General features: G+C 68.2%; 16 protein-coding genes. 6 read left to right on the forward strand and 10 right to left on the reverse strand.

The genetic code is table 11. The annotated features are described in order from the left end of the window. Positions 1 to 44: 44 nt before the first annotated feature. From ABEA43_RS40500 to sbnA, 4 genes are read right to left on the reverse strand one after another with little or no spacing between them, the layout of a single operon-like run. Positions 45 to 1,247, reverse strand: a complete 1,203-nt coding sequence (locus tag ABEA43_RS40500) for an FAD-dependent monooxygenase (protein WP_345570559.1) — start codon at positions 1,245 to 1,247, stop codon at positions 45 to 47. A 32-nt stretch (positions 1,248 to 1,279) separates the two neighbouring features. After that, positions 1,280 to 2,530: an MFS transporter gene (locus tag ABEA43_RS40505; protein WP_345570561.1), complete on the reverse strand. Its 1,251-nt coding sequence runs from the start codon at positions 2,528 to 2,530 to the stop codon at positions 1,280 to 1,282. Next, positions 2,527 to 3,444 carry an ornithine carbamoyltransferase gene (locus ABEA43_RS40510; RefSeq protein WP_345570563.1) on the reverse strand — a complete coding sequence of 306 codons (918 nt, stop codon included), beginning with the start codon at positions 3,442 to 3,444 and terminating at the stop codon, positions 2,527 to 2,529. Before ABEA43_RS40510 ends, ABEA43_RS40505 begins: the two co-directional genes overlap by 4 nt. Further along, entirely contained in the window at positions 3,432 to 4,448 is a 1,017-nt protein-coding gene (sbnA, locus tag ABEA43_RS40515) for a 2,3-diaminopropionate biosynthesis protein SbnA (protein ID WP_345570565.1), read from the reverse strand. The genes ABEA43_RS40510 and sbnA overlap by 13 nt, the downstream gene beginning before the upstream one ends. 464 nt (positions 4,449 to 4,912) lie before the next feature. Between sbnA and ABEA43_RS40520 the strand changes: the two genes are divergently transcribed. Further along, on the forward strand, positions 4,913 to 5,665 hold the full coding sequence (locus ABEA43_RS40520; RefSeq protein WP_345570567.1) for an AfsR/SARP family transcriptional regulator: 753 nt from the start codon (positions 4,913 to 4,915) through the stop codon (positions 5,663 to 5,665). Between the two features lie 29 nt (positions 5,666 to 5,694). Next, entirely contained in the window at positions 5,695 to 7,281 is a 1,587-nt protein-coding gene (locus ABEA43_RS40525) for an MBL fold metallo-hydrolase (protein ID WP_345570569.1), read from the forward strand. 142 nt (positions 7,282 to 7,423) lie between these two features. On the opposite strand, the gene ABEA43_RS40530 is transcribed toward ABEA43_RS40525, so the two are convergent. Then, positions 7,424 to 9,577: an MMPL family transporter gene (locus tag ABEA43_RS40530; protein WP_345570571.1), complete on the reverse strand. Its 2,154-nt coding sequence runs from the start codon at positions 9,575 to 9,577 to the stop codon at positions 7,424 to 7,426. 110 nt (positions 9,578 to 9,687) lie between these two features. On the opposite strand from ABEA43_RS40530, the gene sbnB reads away from it, so the two are divergent. The 3 genes from sbnB to ABEA43_RS40545 all read left to right on the forward strand — a co-directional run bounded on the left by sbnB (position 9,688) and on the right by ABEA43_RS40545 (position 12,110). Next, a complete protein-coding gene (sbnB, locus tag ABEA43_RS40535) occupies positions 9,688 to 10,713 on the forward strand; it encodes a 2,3-diaminopropionate biosynthesis protein SbnB (protein WP_345570573.1) in 1,026 nt (341 codons plus the stop codon). A gap of 173 nt (positions 10,714 to 10,886) precedes the next feature. Beyond that, entirely contained in the window at positions 10,887 to 11,354 is a 468-nt protein-coding gene (locus ABEA43_RS40540; protein WP_345570575.1) for a DUF2569 family protein, read from the forward strand. A gap of 504 nt (positions 11,355 to 11,858) precedes the next feature. Further along, entirely contained in the window at positions 11,859 to 12,110 is a 252-nt protein-coding gene (locus tag ABEA43_RS40545; protein WP_345570577.1) for a hypothetical protein, read from the forward strand. A gap of 221 nt (positions 12,111 to 12,331) precedes the next feature. On the opposite strand, the gene ABEA43_RS40550 is transcribed toward ABEA43_RS40545, so the two are convergent. The 4 genes from ABEA43_RS40550 to ABEA43_RS40565 all read right to left on the reverse strand — a co-directional run bounded on the left by ABEA43_RS40550 (position 12,332) and on the right by ABEA43_RS40565 (position 16,043). Beyond that, positions 12,332 to 13,276: an NAD-dependent epimerase/dehydratase family protein gene (locus tag ABEA43_RS40550; protein ID WP_345570579.1), complete on the reverse strand. Its 945-nt coding sequence runs from the start codon at positions 13,274 to 13,276 to the stop codon at positions 12,332 to 12,334. 210 nt (positions 13,277 to 13,486) lie between these two features. Further along, positions 13,487 to 13,684 (reverse strand): ferredoxin, encoded by a 198-nt coding sequence (locus tag ABEA43_RS40555; protein ID WP_425570451.1) that lies wholly within the window; start codon positions 13,682 to 13,684, stop codon positions 13,487 to 13,489. A 4-nt stretch (positions 13,685 to 13,688) separates the two neighbouring features. Beyond that, positions 13,689 to 14,915, reverse strand: coding sequence for a cytochrome P450 (locus tag ABEA43_RS40560; RefSeq protein ID WP_345570581.1), 1,227 nt, complete (start codon positions 14,913 to 14,915; stop codon positions 13,689 to 13,691). Positions 14,916 to 15,083: 168 nt separating this feature from the next. Continuing rightward, entirely contained in the window at positions 15,084 to 16,043 is a 960-nt protein-coding gene (locus ABEA43_RS40565) for an RNA polymerase sigma-70 factor (protein ID WP_345570583.1), read from the reverse strand. A 251-nt stretch (positions 16,044 to 16,294) separates the two neighbouring features. Here ABEA43_RS40565 and ABEA43_RS40570 point away from each other — a divergent pair, with 251 nt between their 5' ends. After that, positions 16,295 to 17,143 (forward strand): SDR family NAD(P)-dependent oxidoreductase, encoded by an 849-nt coding sequence (locus ABEA43_RS40570; protein ID WP_345570585.1) that lies wholly within the window; start codon positions 16,295 to 16,297, stop codon positions 17,141 to 17,143. Between the two features lie 168 nt (positions 17,144 to 17,311). Here the strand turns inward: ABEA43_RS40570 and ABEA43_RS40575 are convergent, their stop codons facing one another. Continuing rightward, complete coding sequence (locus ABEA43_RS40575) at positions 17,312 to 18,100, reverse strand: SDR family oxidoreductase (RefSeq protein WP_345570587.1); 789 nt, start codon at positions 18,098 to 18,100, stop codon at positions 17,312 to 17,314. Positions 18,101 to 18,206 lie beyond the last annotated feature (106 nt).

Below are 18,206 nucleotides of genomic sequence, written 5' to 3' on the forward strand. Positions count from 1 at the left end.
TCGGCATCTATGCAGGAAAGGTAGAACGGTTGCCCATACCTGCCCTATACCTGGGAATTCGCCAGGACCGCCTCGACGTCGTAGCTCTGGATCCAGGCGACGTCCTCGACCATGGAGCCGAGCACGCTGCCGGGCCGGCGTCCTCCCGCGGGCTCGGGCACACGGAGTTTCAGCGAACCGCTGCCGCGCGAGCCCAGTTGCACCCGTGTGGTGTGCGGGCGCCGTACGATCTCGTAGCGGCGCAGGGCCTGCTCGAACGCGTGCGGGCCCGGAGGGGTCTGGCTCAGGCACAGCGCGAGCGCGGCCGCGTCCTCGATCGCCTGGTTGGCGCCCTGCCCGTGATGCGGGAGCATGGGGTGGGCCGCGTCGCCGAGCAGGGTGACCCGGGACGTGCTCCAGCGCTCCAGGGGCGCGCGGTCGCGCAGCACCCACCGGCCGACCGTGCGGATGGCGGCGACGATGTCGCGCACCGCCGGCTCCCACCCTTCCAGCGCTCCGGACACGGTACGGACGTCGCCGGTCGCGCTCCACGACTCGGGGGCGCCCTCATCGTCCTCGGGCAGGATCGCGACGAAAGTCAGCAGGCGTCCGGAAGCGACGGGATAGGCCAGCAGGCGCGACGTGGGACCCGCCCACACGAACATCGTGTCGCGGGCGAGCCGGGGAAGCTCGTCGAACGGGACGACACCACGGTAGGCGACGTTCCCCGAGGACACCGGCGTCCGCGGCCCGGCCACGGCGCGGCGCACGACCGAGTGAACGCCGTCGGCGCCCACCAGCACGTCCGCCTCGGCGTCCGGCCCCCGCTCGAAGGACAGGCGCACGCCGTCGGCGTCCTCGGCGAATCCGGTGCAGCGCCGGCCGAGGTGGAGGCACCGTTCCGGTACCAGCGTGGCGAGCATGGCCAGCAGATCCGCGCGCTGGACGGTGTAGTAGGGGGCGCCGTGTTCCGCCTCCCAGGCCCGGCCCATCGGCTGCCGCATGAAGACCCTGCCGTCGTCGAAGGCGCGCACCTCCAGCGCGGCCGACCGCACCGCCGAGCTCTCCAGCTTCCCGGCCAGCCCCATGCGGTGCAGGATGCGGCTGCCGTTGGAGCCGAGGTGCAGCCCGGCCCCCGACTCTCGCAGCTCGTCGGCCTGCTCGTAGACGTCGACCTGGAAACCCCGCCTGAGCAGGGCGGCCGCGGCGGTGAGCCCGCCGATCCCGGCTCCGAGGACTGCTATTCGCGATGTGCTTCCGGACATCATCAGGCTCTCTCCACTGTACGTCTGGTCGTCCGTCACCGGTCGTTACCGGCCCCGGATGGATCCGCGTTCGCGCGGATCGGGGGCCCGTCACGCAGGGAAGGGCTCAGCGCGGCCACCACCGTGAGGCCGCACATGACCGCGCTCATGCCCAGCACCGTGGATGTCGTTCCGGCCGCGTCCATGACCAGACCGGCCACGAGCGAGCCGACGGCGGCCGGGCCCATGCCGATGAGCAGCGCCACGCTGCTCACCCGCCCGAGCAACGCGTCCGGCGTAATCTGGATCAGGTGGACCGAACCGGTCACGTTGATCGCGCCGCCCACGTACCCCACGAGCGTGTAGAGGAGGGCGAGCAGCACCGGGGACACGCTCACGGCCATCGCCGCGATCACGAGGGACCAGATCGCGAACCCGCCGATGATCTGGGCGCGCAGGCTGGCCCTGCCGCTCCACCACCGGCCGGTCAGGGCGCCGGCCACGCCGCCGAGCCCGCTCAGCGCGGTGATCACACCCACGACGGCGATCGATCCGTTCCCCCGGACGATGATCTCCATGAGCGCCAGCGTGATGGCCTGGAAGACGATGTTGGAGGCCGAGAGCAGCAGCAGCATGGTGCGCAGGAACGGCCTGCCGAAGAGCCAGCGGGCACCGGCGCGCATCGCCGTCACCACGGGCTCCGCGGGCGCCTCGCGCTCGTCCTGCAGGTTCTTCCTGATGCCGAGCAGCAGCAGGAGTGACAGCAGATGCGCCATCGTGACGAACACGAACGGCAGCGTCCGGCCGACCGCGAGCAGCGCGCTGCCGATCGGCTGGCCCAGCAGCGCCGCGCCTCGTGACCGGGCCTCGTTCCTGCCCAGGGCGGCCGGCAGCTCCTCCTCGGGGACCACGTGGCGCACCGCCGACTGCTCCGCCAGCCGGTGCACCACGCACAGAGCGCCCTGGACGAACGCCGCCGCCGCAAGGTGAGCCAGCCCGTAGACGCCCGCCATCAGTGACACGGCGACGGACGCGGTCACGAGCACGCAGCCCACGTCGCACCACACCATCAGGCGACGCCGCTCGTACCGGTCCACGAGCACTCCGGCGGGCAACTGGACCAGCAGGTTCGGCAGCAGCACGGCGAACATCACCAGCCCGGCGTCGCGCGTGGAGTTCGAGTGCCAGAGGACCAGCAGCGGATAGGTGATGGCCCCGACGCGGACGGCGAGGAGGTTCGCGCCCGCTCCGGCCCACAGCCGCAGGAAGTCGGAGTTGCCCGGGCGTGCGCGGGGCCGCGCGCTCATCCCGCCCTGCACCACTCCAGCACCGCCATCGCACTGTGGAGCTTGCTCGCCGCCTGGTCGAACGCGATGCTGGCCGGGCCGTCGAGCACCTCGGCCGTGACCTCCTCACCGCGGTGCGCCGGCAGGTCGTGCATGAACCTGGCCTCCGGGCTGGTGTCCCACAACCGGGTGGTCACCTGGAACGGCTCGAAGACCCGGTGCCAGCCGGAGTCGGCCTTGCTGGACCCCGTCGTCTGCCAGCGGGTGGTGTAGACGACGTCGAATCCCCGGGGAAGGTCCTCCATGTCGTGCCGTTCGGTCACGAGGGACCCGTGCCGCTTCGCCTCATCGGCGGCTCGTTCGCGCAGGTCGGCGGGCAGTCCGTAGCCGTGCGGAGTCCGGAACTCCAGCTCGACGTCCGCGAAACGCGCGAGGGCGAGGGCCAGGGCGGTGGCCGTGTTGTTGCCCTCTCCGACGTAGAGGACACGCAGCCCGTCCACGCGGCCGAAATGGTGCTGAAGGGCGACCAGGTCGGCGAGGGCCTGGGTGGGATGCTCGTCCGCGCTCATCGCGTTGACCACCGACATCCGCTTCTGCTCCGCCCAGCCCCGCATCTCCGCGGGATCCGCCGACGTACGCGCGACCAGCGCGTCGAGCATCAGAGAGAAGACCTTCCCGGTGTCCCCCGTCGTCTCCCCCGTGTTGGTCTGCAGGTCGTCCGGGCCGTACGCCACGATCTGCGCACCCAGCCGCAGGGCGCCGCTGGAGAACGCGGTCCTGGTCCTGGTGGACGTACGGCGGAAGTAGATCCCGACCACCTGGCCCGCGAGTGGCCGTCCGTGGTCGTTCTCACCCGCCGCGAACCGCGCCCCGCGAAGCATGATGTGGCGCACTTCGTCGTCATCGAGATCGTCGATCGAGATCAGATGCCGCATGGAGCCTCTCCTCCTTCTGGGGCGCCACGGACCGCCCTGTCCTTCCATAGATGGGAGACCTCGCCGAAATGCTCGGTCACCCACTCGTCCGAATAGACGGTGTCCAGATACCGGTCGCCGCCGTCAGGGAAGATCAGCACGCAGTTGGCTCCGCCGGGCACGTTCGCGCTCAGCTTCTCCAGCGCCGCGACCGCCGCGCCCGAGGAGCCGCCGGCCAGGATCGCCTCGCGCAGCATCAGCCGCCGGCAGGCGACCACGCATTCGAGGTCGGACACGTGCACCACCTCATCGACGAGGTTCGTGTCGAGCAGTTCGGGTTTGATGGAGGCGCCGTGCCCCGCGAGCAGCCGCGGCTCGGGCTTGCCGGTGAAGATGGCGCTTCCGACGGCGTCCACCGCGACGAGGGCGGTCGGCAGCGCGTTGTCGCGCGCGTACTCGGCGCAACCGCGCAGCGTGCCGAAGGTGCTGACCGGGCAGAAGAGGTAGTCGACCCGTCCGTCCAGCGACTTCACGATCTCCTGCATGGTGGTGGCGTGCGCCTGCGGGTTGAGCAGGTTGGCGTACTGGTTCGGCCAGAAGGCGTTCGGCTCGGAGTCCAGGATCTCCCGTACGCGGCGCAGCCGTGTGGCCAGGAACTCCCCGGTATGCCGGTCGCGTTCGGTGACGAGCTCCACGCGGGCCTGGTACGCGTTCAGTATCTCGATGTTCTGCCGCGTCGTCTTCGGGTCGACCACGCACACGAAACGCAGGCCGAAATACCGGCAGACCTGGGCCAGTCCAATGGCCAGATTTCCGGAGCTGGATTCGACGACAATCGACCGGCCCGGGACGAGTTCCCGGCTGCGTATTTTCCCGATGAGCATGTTGAGCGCGGTGCGGTCCTTGACGCTGCCGCCGGGATTGAACCGCTCGAGCTTGGCGAACGCGTTCACTCCCAGGTCGGAGGACATCCGTTCCAATTTGATCAGAGGTGTATTCCCAATGGCTTCCAGTATTCCGTTCAACGGGTATCCCGGCTCTCTTGGCGCAAATTCCGCCGCACCGGCCGGCGCGCGTTGTTCGTCAGCACTTACCCATGGTCAGTCGGGCGGCTATACGTGGGTTATATTTCCGTGATCGCCATGCGATCGGGGTCTTGAACAGCGCCAGGGCAGGCATGGAAGGCAGAGCTGGACATCATCGCACAACCCGCTATATGACATCTATATTTCGGACGACCCTGGACAGGTCAGAGTCACGCACTTAGTGTCGGTATCGGTGAGCGACGTTTGGGGCGCGCTTGAACATCCGCGGCTGCGGGCGGGGTCAAATTCAACATGTGATCACGCGCCGGCCAACGGTATCAACGTTCGCGCGATAGGCAGCGACCGTCTCACATCCGTCCACCCCAACGGGGGAACAGTGTTTAAATCGGCGAAGATTGCATGACATGCAAAACTCTCACCGTGAATTCCGGGTCCTCGGGCCCGTGACCGCCTGGCAGGGGGAACGGGAAATCCCGCTGAAGGGCTCCAAGCAGCGGACCATGTTCGCGGCTCTGCTGTTTCAAAGTGGTCAGGTGGTGTCGGACCTCAGGCTGGGAGAGCTGCTCTGGGGCGATCGGCCACCCGCTACCGCGAGCGCCCAGATCCATACGTACGCCTCACGGCTGCGCAGGCAGCTGGCTCCCGCGGTGACGATCACCCGGCACCACCCCGGCTACCTGCTGCAGGTCATATACGGCCAGGTCGACATCGACCTGTTCGAGTCGCAGGTCAGGTTCGGGCACGGCGCGCTGCGTCTGGGCAGGCACGAGGAGAGCGTCACCTGGTTCCGTTCGGCGCTGCGGCTCTGGCACGGCGCGGCGCTGTCGAACGTCACCGAGCACCTCATCGAGGCGGAGCGTCCGCGTCTGGAAGAGGCGCGGCTGATGACCCTGTCAGCGCGGATCGACGCGGAACTGGCTCTCGGCCTGCACGAAAGGCTGATCTCCGAGGTCGTCGACCTCGTCTACCAGTATCCGCTGCAGGAGGGTTTCCGCGCCCAGCTCATGATCGCCCTTGATCATGGAGGGTGCCGCGAGGAAGCGTTGTCGGTCTACCGCGAGGGCCGGCGGCTGCTCGCGGAGGAGCTGGGGGTCGACCCGAGTCCGACGCTGCGCTCGGTCTATCAGGCGCTGTTGTCCTCGGACTCCGCCGAATGCCTTACGTTAACCGATTGCTACGGTGCCGGCGTCTCCTAGCGGGACACGGCATATTACCCAGGAGCGACATGGACCACGAACCACGCTTCCTTCACCCGAACGCGATCGTCGAACCGCTGGTGGACCGCTTCTTCGCCTGGGCGCACACCTACACCCCGGTTCAGGCCGCCATGAACATGGCCTTCCTTCAGTTACCGCTCCTGGAGTCGTACCTGGAGTCGCCCGCGACGCATGTCGCGGCCTCCGGCAACCCCGACCTGCGGGGCGGCTACTTCGTCAACATCGCCGAGAACCGGGCGGACGAGGTCAGGGCGCTGGTCGACTCGATCAGGACCGAGCGTGCGCCGATGCTCGAATTCGCCGAAGGGATCGCGCAGGCCGATCACCTCCTGGAGGAGAACGCCACCGGCTTCGACCTCACCCCGCTCTACGCCAAGCTGCCGCCTGCCCTTTCCGGCCTGGTGGAGCTGGTCTACGACATGTTCAGCCAGCCGTCCATCCGGTTCCTGGAGCCGTTGATCTACCGCAGCCCGGTGTTCGCCGAAGGGCGCCAGTCGGTGCAGCTGTCCCTCGAAACCGGTGTGGAAAGGCCGTTCATCCTCAGCACGCCACGGCTGCCGGCCCCCGGCGTCGTGGACCTGCCGTTGCCGTTCCGGCACCCGGGCCTCACTGCGCTGTTTGCTGCCCGGTTGCGTCCCACCAGCCTGAACGCGCTGCGCGAAGCGCTGGAGATCGACGACGACGAGACCGCCGAAGGCCTCACGCGCCTGCTGTCCCCGGAACCCCTGACACGCGCCGACCGCCACATCGAGACCGGCGGCCGGGTCCGCTACTTCGGCCACGCCTGCCTCGTGCTGCAGTCCCAGGAAGCGGCGATCATCACCGATCCGTTCATCAGCGGGGACAGCACGGCGACGGGCCGGTACACCTACGACGACCTGCCGGACCACATCGACGTCTGCCTGATCACCCACGGTCATCAGGACCACATCGTGCTCGAATCGCTGCTCCAGCTGCGTGGCCGCATCGGCACGGTCGTCGTGCCGCGTTCCTCGGGCGGCAACCTCGCCGATCCGTCGCTCGCCCTCTACCTGTCGTCGCTGGGCATGCACGTGACGGAGGCCGACATCTTCGACGAGGTCTCCTTCCCCGGCGGAAAGCTGGTGGCGACGCCGTTCCTCGGCGAACATGCCGACCTGGATATCCGGGCCAAGTCCACCTACTGGGTGCAGCTGGCCGGGCGTTCGATCTTCGTCGGCGCGGACTCCTCCGGCGTCGACCCGGTGCTCTACCGTCACGTCCGCTCCCACCTGGGTGCGACGGACATGGCCTTCCTGGGGATGGAGTGCGACGGCGCCCCGCTGCCCTGGCTCTACCAGGCCCTGCTGACCCGGCCGATCCCCAAGCGCATGAGCGACTCTCGGAAGCTGTCGGGTTCGGACGCCGAGCAGGCGGCCGACATCGTCACCGAACTCGGCGCGCGCGAGGCCTACATCTACGCGATGGGCGAGGAGAGCTGGCTGGGTCACGTCATGGCGACCAGCTACGACGAGAGCTCCTACCAGCTGCGGCAGATCGAGAAGTTCCTCGGCTGGTGCCGGGACCACGGCGTCCCCGCGGGGCACCTGCTGAACCAGCGCGAGTGGCGCTGGTGACAAGGCCGGGCCGCGCCACCGGACGACACGGCTTGATGTGAGCGGGCCATCGGGCTCGGAGGCTTCTCCTCCGAGCCCGACGTCTTGCTGTGCCCGTACGGCCTGGGCGTGGCGTTCGAGACGACGCATGAGGCGAGACCGCTCAGCGTCTGGTCACGTGCCCGACTTCGACCTTCGGCACCTCGATGCTGCTCTCCTCCCGCAGGCCGAACCGCCCGTGCAGTCTGCGCAGCGGTCCGGGGGCCCACCAGTTCGCCCGTCCCATCAGCGTCATCACCGACGGCACCAGCAGGCACCGTACGAGGGTGGCGTCCACCAGTACGGCCGCGAACAACCCGATGCCGATCTGCTCGATGTCCCCCATCCTCGCCATCCCGAACGCGGCGAACACCACCATCATCAGCAGCGCGGCCGAGGTGATGATCCGCCCGGTGTCCCGCAACCCCGCTCGGATCGCGTCGCGGGTGCCGAGGCCGGCGGTGACGTGCTCGCGGATCCGGCCGAGCAGGAAGACCTCATAGTCGATCGACAGACCGAACGCGAAGGCGAAGATGACGGTGAGCGCGAACGGATCCAGCCCGCCCACGATGAGCGTGTCCAGCGGCCCGGACATCCAGCCGTTCTGGAACACCAGCACCAGTACCCCGAACGTGGCGCCCAGCGAGACCACCGCCATGGCCATCGCCGTCAGCGGTATCGTGATCGACCCGCTGAGCAGGAACAGCAGCACCAGCATGGCGACGGCGGTGACGCTCACCGCCAGCGGCATCCCCTCGCGCAGCAGGGTAGAGACGTCCGCCAGTTCGGCCGCCTGTCCAGCGACCCAGATCCGGAAGTCGGCCGGTCGTTGCTCGCGCACCCGTTGGACCAGCGCAAGGGCGTCGGGCCCCTGCGAGTCGCCGCGCACGGCCAGCACCACCGTGGACAACTTCGCTCCGTCCTGGCGTGCCGACTCGACCCGCACGACCGACGGATCACCGCTCCACCGGCCCGCCCACTTCGACAGGCTTGCCGGATCGGTCTGCCCGACCACGATGACGGCCGGCCGCTCGGTTCTGCCGTACTTGGCGGCGAGCACGTTGGTCACCTGGACCGACTCCAGGTCCGGCGGGAGGATCTTGGTACCGGACAACGCGATCTTCGCGCCGAGCATCGGCGCGCCCAGGGCGAGCAGTGCTACGACGATCCCGATCCCCACCAGGAGCGGGGAGCGCTGGACCATGCCGGCCAGCTTCGCGAAGAACCCGCCGACGCGGTCCTCACCGCGCAGGGCGCTCTTCGAGGGATGGATCCGCCCGCCGAACATGCCCATCAACGCGGCGAGCATCGTCAGCGCCGTCGTCATGGCGACCAGCGATGCGGCGACGCCGCCCGCCGCCACCGCGCGCAGGCCCGTGGCGTTGAACACGAAGAGCCCGCTCAGCGCTGCCGCGACCGTCAGCGCACTGAACATCACCGTCCGGCCCGCCGTGGCCCACGTACGCTCGACCGCGTCGGCGCGTTCGGCACGGGTGATCCCATGACGCCCGGCCGCCGCCGCCCGCCGGTACGGCGCCACCAGCTCCTCACGGTATCGCCCGACCAGCAGCAGACCGTAGTCGATGCACAGCCCGAGCCCCAGCAACGTCACCACTGTGGTGACGTTGCCGTCGAGCGGTATCACCTGGGAGAGACCCAGCAGCACCACGAAGGCCGTGCCGACGCTGATGATCGTGGTGATCAGCGGCATCCCCGCGGCGATCAGCCCGCCGAACACCAGCACCAGCACCACGAACGTCAGGGGCAACGCCTTGAACTCCGCGTCGCGCATGTCCTTCTGCGCCGTGCCCTTGGTCTCGTACCTGAGCCAGGCGTCCCCGCCGACGCGGATCTTCGCCTCGGGGAGGCTTCCGCGGATCGTCCGGAGCCGGTCGGCGACGCGTATCGCGGTCTGCTCCTCATCGGCCTGCGTGATGCTGACGGCAAGCATGACGCCGCTGCCGTCGGACGCGGTGCGGGGCCGCTCGACACCCGTGACACCCTTCACGGTCCGGGCGTCCGCGGCCGTCCCGCTCAGCGCCTCCTTGGTACGGGCGGCCTTCGGGTCCACCCCTTCGACCAGCAGCACCACCTGCGAACCGCCTTCGCCGAGCAGCTGCCTGGCCTGCAGCGACTCCGGCACGTTCTTCTGCTGCACGGCGGACATCCCGCCGACGACGGAACCCGCGGCGGCAAACCCCGCCACCATCAGCAGAAGGGATGCGATGACCACCTTCCAGCGGTGCTGGAAGCAGAACTTGCCTATCGATCTCGTCATGCGACCAACGATGCATCCGGAGATCGCAACCGTCAGTGGGGCGAAACCCTGACTTCAGGGGGTCTAGGCCTAAACCTTTCGGATCTCCCCACCGTGAAATGGAGTTACCCATGAACAGATCCCCTTCCTTCGCCGTGATCTCAGGTGCTCAGGTACACCAGGCCATCGCCCACAGAGAGGCCGAGATCACCGACGTGGTACGCCACGCCTACGAACTGCACGGCACGGGCGCCACCGTCAATCCGGACTCCTACTTCCTGCGTTTCCCCGACCGACCGTCGTCCAGGATCATCGCGCTGCCCGCATCCATCAAAGGCGATGTCGACGTGCACGGACTGAAGTGGATCTCCAGTTTCCCGGACAATGTCGCGGCGGGCATCCCGCGGGCCTCCGCCGTGCTGATCCTCAACGACACCGAGACGGGCTACCCCTTCGCGTGCCTGGAGAGCTCGATGATCAGCGCCACGCGTACGGCCGCGTCGGCCGCCCTGGCCGCCACGGAGCTGAGCGGTCTGCGCGGCGAGCGGCCGACCAAGGTGGGCTTCGTGGGGACCGGGCTGATAGCCCGCTACATCCACACCTACCTGTCCGGCAACGGCTTCGTGTTCAAGGAGCTCGGCATCCATGACCTGGCGCCCGAGCACGCGCGGGGTTTCCAGGAATACCTCGAACGGACCGAGCCAGGACAGGTCACCATCCACGACACCGCGGAAGACCTGATCCGCTCGTACGATCTGATCGTCTTCGCGACCGTGGCCGGCGAACCGCACGTCACCGACCCCCGTTGCCTCGCACACAACCCCCTCATATTGCACATCTCGCTGCGCGACCTGGCACCGGAGCTCATCCTCTCGTCGTACAACGTGGTGGACGACGTGGAGCACTGCATGAAGGCCGGCACCTCGCCGCACCTTGCCGAGCAGCGGGCCGGTCATCGCAGGTTCGTGGCGGGCACGCTGTACGACGTCCTCGCGGGCACGGTGGCGCGACCGGCCGGCCAGCCGGTGATCTTCTCACCGTTCGGCCTGGGTGTCCTCGATCTCGCGGTCGCCAAGTACGTCTACGACCGGGTAGCCGCCTCGCGGGAGCTGCACACCGTTCCGGACTTCTTCTACGACATGAGCCGCTACGGCTGACCGGGAGTCGCGAACCGCTCGTACACCTGGAAACCCCTGCACGCTTTCGTCCCTGACGATCATCAGCTTGCCGTCAAAGGGTGAGCGTCGCAGAGAAGTAGCGCTACCCCCCGGAGACTGCGGCCTACACCCACTGACACGCCATGCCCTACGCCCCAGACTGGCAGAGAACGATGTTGCACATAAAGGGGGAACGAGTGGTAAAAAACCTCACGATACGAGGCTCAACAACTGCGCCGGAAGGCATCCGCGGGTGGTTGCTCGTCTATGTCATCGCTTTGGGCCTTTTGGCCCTCCACGGACTAGGCTTGACCGTCGCCACTCTGATCGTCAACGCCGATCCGTCACTGGCGGGACTGAACTCGTTCGTGCCGCTGCCATCGCTCCTGCTGTACGTGATCAGCAACCTTTTACTTGTCATGTACACCGTCGTGCTCTACATCCTGATGTTCAAAAGGCGGAAATCGGCGATCATCAACAACGTCATCTTCAACGTGCTGTCGATCGCGTTCCTGGTGTCCTGGCACATCGTCGGCATGAAGTCCACCCTCGGCATGGTGATCGACTCCACGCCAGGGGTCGTCGGCATCTGGTACGTGCTGGCGTCCAGGCGAGTACGGAGCACATTCACCCAGGTGTGACCCCGGGCTGATGGCCTCGGCTCTTCAGCTCTGCGCCTGCCGAAACTCCATCTACGCAGTTCAAGCGGCACGTCGACACCCGTCGAAGATTTCGCCGAGCCTGTCTCCGTTCACAGGCCAAGACCGGTCGAGGTTCGACATACCACCTCTATACCGACCTCTGCTGAACTCGGCTCCGGCAAGGTTCTCATGACGGAGGAGTAACATGCGGAAGCTCTTGGCGACGCCTGCCCTCGCGATAGGCGCATTCGTGCTGGTCGGCCCCAACCCGGCATACGCCGCCAACACCTGCAAGGCACTCATCAAGATCAAGTAAGGCAGCCAGGGGCAATTCCGGATCCGTATCGGCTGCGTCTCCAACCCGTCAGACCTCGGAACCCTGGACTTCTGCTGGGGCTCATGGGTGGGGCTGGCAAGGGTGTCAGCGAAGAGCTGCTCAAGCCGGCGCCCCTACAAGCCTCAACAAAAGATCATGAAGCACACAGCAGAGGGGACCACCCAGTCGTGGACACCAAGCCCAGCCAGCTTCGCACCGCGGCAAAGCTTGCCGTCGCCGGGGTCGTCATCAGCGCCGCCGCACATGTCCTGGTCCTGCTGGCCACCGGACCGCTCGGCACCGAAGTCGTCATCGTGATCGCCGGGACACTGCTCGGCATCCTCGGCTACCTCGTCGGCTCCGGCTTCCTGCTCGCCGCCGCCATCTTCGGCTGCGTCCACCTGCGGCAAACATACGGCAGGAGGCGGCCATGGTTCTGAGACCGTGATCTGCCACCCTGAGGAAGCCAGCTCTTACGACGGTCGCTTCCTCGCCCGATCCTGCCCTGCCCGATCCTGCCCTGCCCGATCCTGCCCTGCCGATCCTGCCCTGCCCGATCCTGCCCTGCCGATCCTGCCCTGCCCGATCCTGACGAGCAGCTCTGGCAAGGCCTGCTCGCCGAGGCCCGCAACCACGCCAGCGTCCCCGGCGGACATGCCGGCTATCGCAATCCTGTGGTGAAGCCCGTACGCCAGCTCGGGTACTGCAGCGTCCAGCCCAGTTCGCGCTTCGTCTTCTCGCTGGAGATCCCGCGGGCGCGCGTCATCATGTCGACCGCGGCCTTACCGGCCAGCGCGCGCACGAGCCAGGCCGGTACGCGGCGCGGCGGCTTGGCGCCGAGTGCGCGGGCCAGGTCCGGCAGCCAGTCGCGCACAGGTGCCGGCTCGTCGTCGGCGACGTGGTAGATCCCGGCCCGGCCCCGTTCGACCGCCGCGACCGTGGCCGACGCGGCGTCGGTGATGTGCACCAGCGACAACACCCCGCCGCCGTCACCGACGATCGGAGACTTCCGCTTGCGGACCTGCTCGGCCATCCCGGCGTCCGGCGCGGTGCTGATGCTGGTCCCCGGGCCGTAGAAACCGCCGTAGCGAAGCGCGATGCCCTCCGCCCAGGTGATGCCGGTCACCGAGTTCTCCAGGTAGCTCAGGGCGGCCACCGCCTCTGCCGCGTCGGCAGGGGGGTTCGGCTCGATCCGGCCGTTCTCGTCGGCGACCGGTCCGCCGGTGCGTTCCATCCACTGAGCGTTGCTCTGCGCCACGAACCTGCGGACGCCGACGTCGCGTGCTGCGGCCAGCAGATGGTCGGTGCCCTCGGTGCGCAGCCGGTTGGTCGCGGCCGCCATCAGCTTGTACTGCCGGAAGTTGATCGGTCCGCTCAGCGCGGTGAGCTGGTGCACGATCACCTCCGGCTCCGCCTTGACCACCGCGTCGGCCACCGACTCGGGGTCGAGCGCGTCGACGACAACCGGCTCGGCACCGAGTACGCGCAGCGCACCGGTCTTGGTGGCCGAGCGGGTCGTGCCGACGACCTCATGGCCGCGCGCCACGAGTTGGACAACGATCTGGCTGCCGATGGCACCGGACGCTCCGGCAAGGAAGATCTTCATGAGGTCTCCGTTCGTCGTGCTCACATAGGACGAGACGCCCCGGCCCTCCATGACCGGCTGTGATCCATTCACAGAGCGGGAACGTGTCCGATGTCGGGCTGGGGCTCCTCACCGGGGAACTCCAGGGCTCCCACGACCCCTCCGGCGTCGTGTTCACCGTGCTTGCCACGCTGTCCGGCATGGAACGCGAGTACATCCGCCGGGTAGGGCTTACTCCTGCAAGATCGACAGGGCTCGGGATGGGCACAGGATGACGGCGTGACGCGCCTGGGCCGCGCTCTGGTCGTCGGGGTGATCGGTCAGCAGGGCCACGAGGCCGTCGTCGTCCTGGTCGAAGACGGCCGGCTCGGTCAGGACGCACTGGCCGGAGCCGACGCAGACCCCGGTGTCGGCTTGGATCCGCATCATGTCCTCACCAGGTGACAGGGAGTTCGTGAACGCCGTAGATGACGGCGTCGGACTTGAACGGCAGGTCATCGACCGGTACGGCGAGCCGCAGGGCAGGGATGCGGCGCAACAGCGTGTCGAAGACGATCTGCAGTTCCATCCGGGCCAGGTTCTGGCCCAGGCACTGGTGCGGGCCGAAGCCGAAGGCGAGGTGGTGGCGGGCCCCGCGCTCGACATCCAGTTCGGCCGGATCCTTGAACACCGCCGGGTCCCAGTCGGCCGACAGAGCCGAGACGATGACGCCCTCTCCGGCTTCGATGCTCACCCCGCCGATCTCCACGTCCTCGGTGGCCACCCGGGAGGTGACCCCGTCGGCGATGGAGAAGTAGCGCAGCAGTTCCTCCACGGCCATGGGCGTCCTGCCCGGATCGGCCTTGACCAAGGCCAGTTGCTCCGGATGGGAGAGTAGCCCGACCACGCCGAGCGAGATCATGTTCGCCGTGGTCTCGTGTCCGGCGGTCAACAGCAGGAAGGCCAGGCTCACCAGGCCCGCGTGATCAGGGGTGCCCTCCTGGCGTTGCCGCGCGATCTGCCGGCCGAACAGGTCGTCGCCGGGTTCGGACTCCTTGCGAGTGACCAGGTCGTCGATGTAGACGCGCAGTTCGGCGAAGGCCCGCTGGCGCTCCTCCGCCGAGGAGGTCCGGCGCACCAACATGGTGGTGCGGCTTTGGAAGAAGTCGTGGTCGGTGTAGGGGACGCCGAGCAGTTCGCAGATCACCAGGGACGGCACCGGCAGGGACAGCGCCTGCACCAGGTCGACCGGCCGCTGGTCGGCGGCGAGCAGGTCGTCGATGAAGTGGTCGACGATGTCCTGGATCCGCGGGCGCAGCGCGGCCAGCCGCTTCACGGTGAACTCGCTGATCACCGGACGGCGGGCCGCGGCGTGTTCGCCGCCGTCCATGCCGATCATCAACTGTGGCTGGCTGCGGATCTGCCGCAGGGTCGCCGCATCGAGGTTGAAGAGCGGGAAGCCGTCCTTACGCCGGTCGGAGGAGAAGCGGGGGTCGGCGAGGACGGCACGGCCTTCCTCATGCCCCGACACCCACCACGCCTCACCGCCGCTGGTCAGGCGGACCTTGTTGATCGGCGCCTGCTCGCGCAGCCGCTCGTAGGCGGCGGGCGGGGCGAACGGGCAGCCCCGCTCGACCGGCAGTTCCAGGCCGGCGAGTTCGCCGACGACGCTCTTCGTCATGAATAACCTCCTGGTAATGGATCTGGCTGAGATGTGTTCCCGTTTGCCGGCGGCCTCGGCGGCGTGATCGACACCGCCACCAGTGGCCTCCCGGCCTGCCGGACCGTCCCGCGCAGGACGAGAGCCTCTTGTGCCACCGTCAGGTCCAGGTCACCGCGGGCCGGCTTGTCACCGTGTCGATCGCAGGGTGAGCGGGGTCTCGGAGCCGATACGGGTCAGCTTCTCCGGGTTGCGGACGTAGTAGAGGCCGGCGATGCGGGCGTCCTCGACATCGACCGCTATGACGCCGTCGATCTCGCCGTTGACGCGCAGGACGAGTGCCGGGTTGCCGTTGACCACCGTGTGCTCGCTGGTGAGCACGACGCCGGCCTTGCCGAGACCGCCGACGATGAAGCGGGCCACCTTCTCGGCGCCGGTGATCGGCCGCGGCGAGGCCTGCTTGACGCCGCCGCCGTCGCTGATCAGGACGACCTGCGGGGCGAGCACGTCGAGGAGACCCTGCAGGTCCCTGGTCTCATACGCGCGCTGGAACGACGCCAGCACCGCCCGGACCTGGTTCGGGGCGACCTCCTGGCGAGGACGGCGGGCATCGACGTGCTCGCGGGCGCGGTGCGCGATCTGGCGGACGGCGGCGGGGCTCTTGCCGACGGCGGCCGCGATCTCATCATGACTGAAACCGAAGGCCTCGCGCAGCACGAAGACGGCGCGTTCGGTCGGCGACAGCGTCTCCAGGACGATCATGAGCGCCATCGACACGCTCTCGGCCAGCTCGACGTCCTCGGCCACGTCCGGCGCGGTGAGCAGCGGCTCCGGCAGCCAGGAGCCGACGTAGTCCTCCTTACGGCGATTCATGGTGCGCAGCCGGTCGAGCGAGCGCCGGGTCGTGATCCGGACCAGGAAGGCGCGCTGGTCGCGTACTTGCTCCAGGTCGACCTTCATCCACCGCAGCCAAGTTTCCTGCAGGACGTCTTCGGCGTCGGCCGCCGATCCGAGCATCTCGTAGGCGACGGTGAACAGCAGGCTGCGGTGGGCGACGAACGCCTCGGTGGCCGAGTCCATTCTGCGGTCCATCCGGCTGCCGACGAGCGGTTCGGTCGCGCCCGTCGTCGGCTCGCTGCGCTCGTTCATGGCCGGCTCCTGCCTGTTCGCTTTCAACGGTGCTCCATACACAAGGCGCCGGCCGGCACCGCTGTGTGACACCCGTGATCGGTGACGCACGTCACATCACCGCACTGTCACAAAGTCCGGGCCGCCGACGCCTCATGGTCGTCAGGACGCCGCGCGAACGATCCGCGGCGCCCGACTCCACGAGTGATCGCCTTGGCCCGTCGCGTGGTGACCACCGCGCGACCGCCACCGCACAAAGAACGGAAGACACCATGAGCAAGGTCTGGTTCATCACCGGTTCGTCTCGCGGCCTGGGCCGCAACTTCGTCGAGGCCGCCCTGTCGCGCGGTGACAAGGTGGCCGCGACCGCCCGGACCGCCGCAAGCCTTGACGAGCTGGTCGCCGCCCATGGCGACGCGGTGCTTCCGCTGGCAATGGACGTGACCGACAAGGCCGCCGTCTTCGAGGGCGTCAAGCGGGCCAACGAGCACTTCGGCCGCCTCGACGTCATCGTGAACAACGCCGGCTACGCCCAGATGGGCGCGATCGAGGAACTGACCGAGCAGCACCTGCGCGACCAGCTGGAGACCAACCTGTTCGGCGCTGTGTGGGTGATCCAGGCCGCGCTGCCGTACCTGCGCGAGCAGGGTGCGGGGCACATCATCCAGCTGTCCTCGGCGGCCGGGCTCCTGGCGATGCCGCTCGGCGGCGCGTACCACGTCTCCAAGTGGGCTCTGGAAGCCCTGAACGAATCCCTCGCCCAGGAGGTCGCCGGCTTCGGCATCAAGGTGACCGTGGTCGAGCCCGGCGGCTTCGCCACGAGGTCCGGTAAGAACCCCGATCCGCTCAACAACGGCCACATGGCCGAGGCCAGCCCGATCTACGACGGCCTCCGCCGGCGCCTCGCGGGGTTCGCCGGAAAGCAGCCCGCGGGCGATCCGGCCGCCGCGGCCCAGGCACTCCTCAAGATCGTCGACTCCGACAACCCGCCCCTGCGAGTGCTCTTCGGACAGGGCTTCTACCCGATGCTCCAGCAGGCGTACGCCGACCGGCTCAAGACCTGGGCCGACTGGCAGGACCTCTCGCTGGAAGCTCACGGCAACCTCGATCAAGCCCGGTGAGCTTTCCGAAACCTGAGTCGCGTCAGCAGGCCCGCATCCGGGTCAGCCGGTGCGGCGGGAGCGGGCCATGGTCAACCCGTCGAGGACCGCGCCGGCCAGCCCCCGGCCGATCTCGTCGGCGTACGTTCGAGGTCGAACGCGGGGTTCGCGGAGATGTGCGGCCAGCCGCTAGCTCTGCCGGCCCGCCGGTGTATCCGAGAACCCGTACTCCTGAGCCAGGTCCGCGACAGGAAGCGTGCGTCCGGCGTACCGTGCCACTTCCGGATCCTTGAGCAGGGCTCGCACGGCCCGGCCCGGGAACTCCACGGAGGCGCCGCCCGGCACGTCCTGGCCGATCGCCGCCATGATCGCCTCCGTCCGGGTGAAACCGGGCGAAAGAGCGAGTGCGGTCACCCCATGCGGGCCCAGGTCATGGGCGAGCGTATGGGCCAGACGGCTGACGCTGGTCATGGCCAGGTCGTAGAAGACATGCCCGGCGATCACCTCGGCATCCGGGTCGGTGAACCCGGTGAGGACGGCCAGACCGCGCCGCTCGATCAGCAGCGGAGCGGCATACCAGGCCGAGACGAGATGGCTGCGAACCCCGACGTCGATCATGTTGTGCCAGTGCTCGAGCGGAAGGGTCCAGAACGGGCCGCCCGCAAAGGGCAGGGCGTTGCCGTTGCAGGCGTTCGCGACGAGGAGATCGAGACCTCCACACTCGTCGCGTACCCGCCCGAAGAACGCTTCGACGGCGCGGTCATCGGTGTGATCGACAGCGACGGGAACGCCGTGACCGCCGCGCTCGTCCACCTGTTCGGCGGTGTCCTCGACGGTGCCAGGGAGATCGGAGTGGCGCTGGTCACGGCTTTCGCGGTCGGTGACGTAGACGGTCGCCCCGGCCTCGCCGAGTACGAGGGCGATGCCGCGGCCGATACCACGCGCGGCTCCGGTTACGACGGCGACGGTGCCTTCCATCGGGACTCTCCCTGTCGAAAGGGGAACGAGTACAGCCGCTTGCGGAGGAACCTGTCACCCCTTTCGCCAGCTTTACAAGGCGCCTCCTGGGATGTCAACGTCGCCC

This window comes from Nonomuraea rosea, from assembly GCF_039539705.1.
In the GTDB taxonomy this organism is placed as follows: Bacteria; Actinomycetota; Actinomycetes; order Streptosporangiales; family Streptosporangiaceae; genus Nonomuraea; species Nonomuraea rosea.

Excerpts from the sequence above, each read along its gene's own strand:
- ABEA43_RS40565 (WP_345570583.1), bottom strand. The coding sequence starts at position 16,043 with ATGAACGAGCGCAGCGAGCCGACGACGGGCGCGACCGAACCGCTCGTC.
- ABEA43_RS40510 (WP_345570563.1), bottom strand. The coding sequence starts at position 3,444 with ATGCGGCATCTGATCTCGATCGACGATCTCGATGACGACGAAGTGCGC.
- ABEA43_RS40525 (WP_345570569.1), top strand. The coding sequence starts at position 5,695 with ATGGACCACGAACCACGCTTCCTTCACCCGAACGCGATCGTCGAACCG.
- ABEA43_RS40500 (WP_345570559.1), bottom strand. The coding sequence starts at position 1,247 with ATGATGTCCGGAAGCACATCGCGAATAGCAGTCCTCGGAGCCGGGATC.
- ABEA43_RS40570 (WP_345570585.1), top strand. The coding sequence starts at position 16,295 with ATGAGCAAGGTCTGGTTCATCACCGGTTCGTCTCGCGGCCTGGGCCGC.
- ABEA43_RS40505 (WP_345570561.1), bottom strand. The coding sequence starts at position 2,530 with ATGAGCGCGCGGCCCCGCGCACGCCCGGGCAACTCCGACTTCCTGCGG.
- sbnB (WP_345570573.1), top strand. The coding sequence starts at position 9,688 with ATGAACAGATCCCCTTCCTTCGCCGTGATCTCAGGTGCTCAGGTACAC.
- ABEA43_RS40560 (WP_345570581.1), bottom strand. The coding sequence starts at position 14,915 with ATGACGAAGAGCGTCGTCGGCGAACTCGCCGGCCTGGAACTGCCGGTC.
- ABEA43_RS40530 (WP_345570571.1), bottom strand. The coding sequence starts at position 9,577 with ATGACGAGATCGATAGGCAAGTTCTGCTTCCAGCACCGCTGGAAGGTG.
- ABEA43_RS40555 (WP_425570451.1), bottom strand. The coding sequence starts at position 13,684 with ATGATGCGGATCCAAGCCGACACCGGGGTCTGCGTCGGCTCCGGCCAG.
- ABEA43_RS40540 (WP_345570575.1), top strand. The coding sequence starts at position 10,887 with ATGTTGCACATAAAGGGGGAACGAGTGGTAAAAAACCTCACGATACGA.
- ABEA43_RS40550 (WP_345570579.1), bottom strand. The coding sequence starts at position 13,276 with ATGAAGATCTTCCTTGCCGGAGCGTCCGGTGCCATCGGCAGCCAGATC.
- ABEA43_RS40575 (WP_345570587.1), bottom strand. The coding sequence starts at position 18,100 with ATGGAAGGCACCGTCGCCGTCGTAACCGGAGCCGCGCGTGGTATCGGC.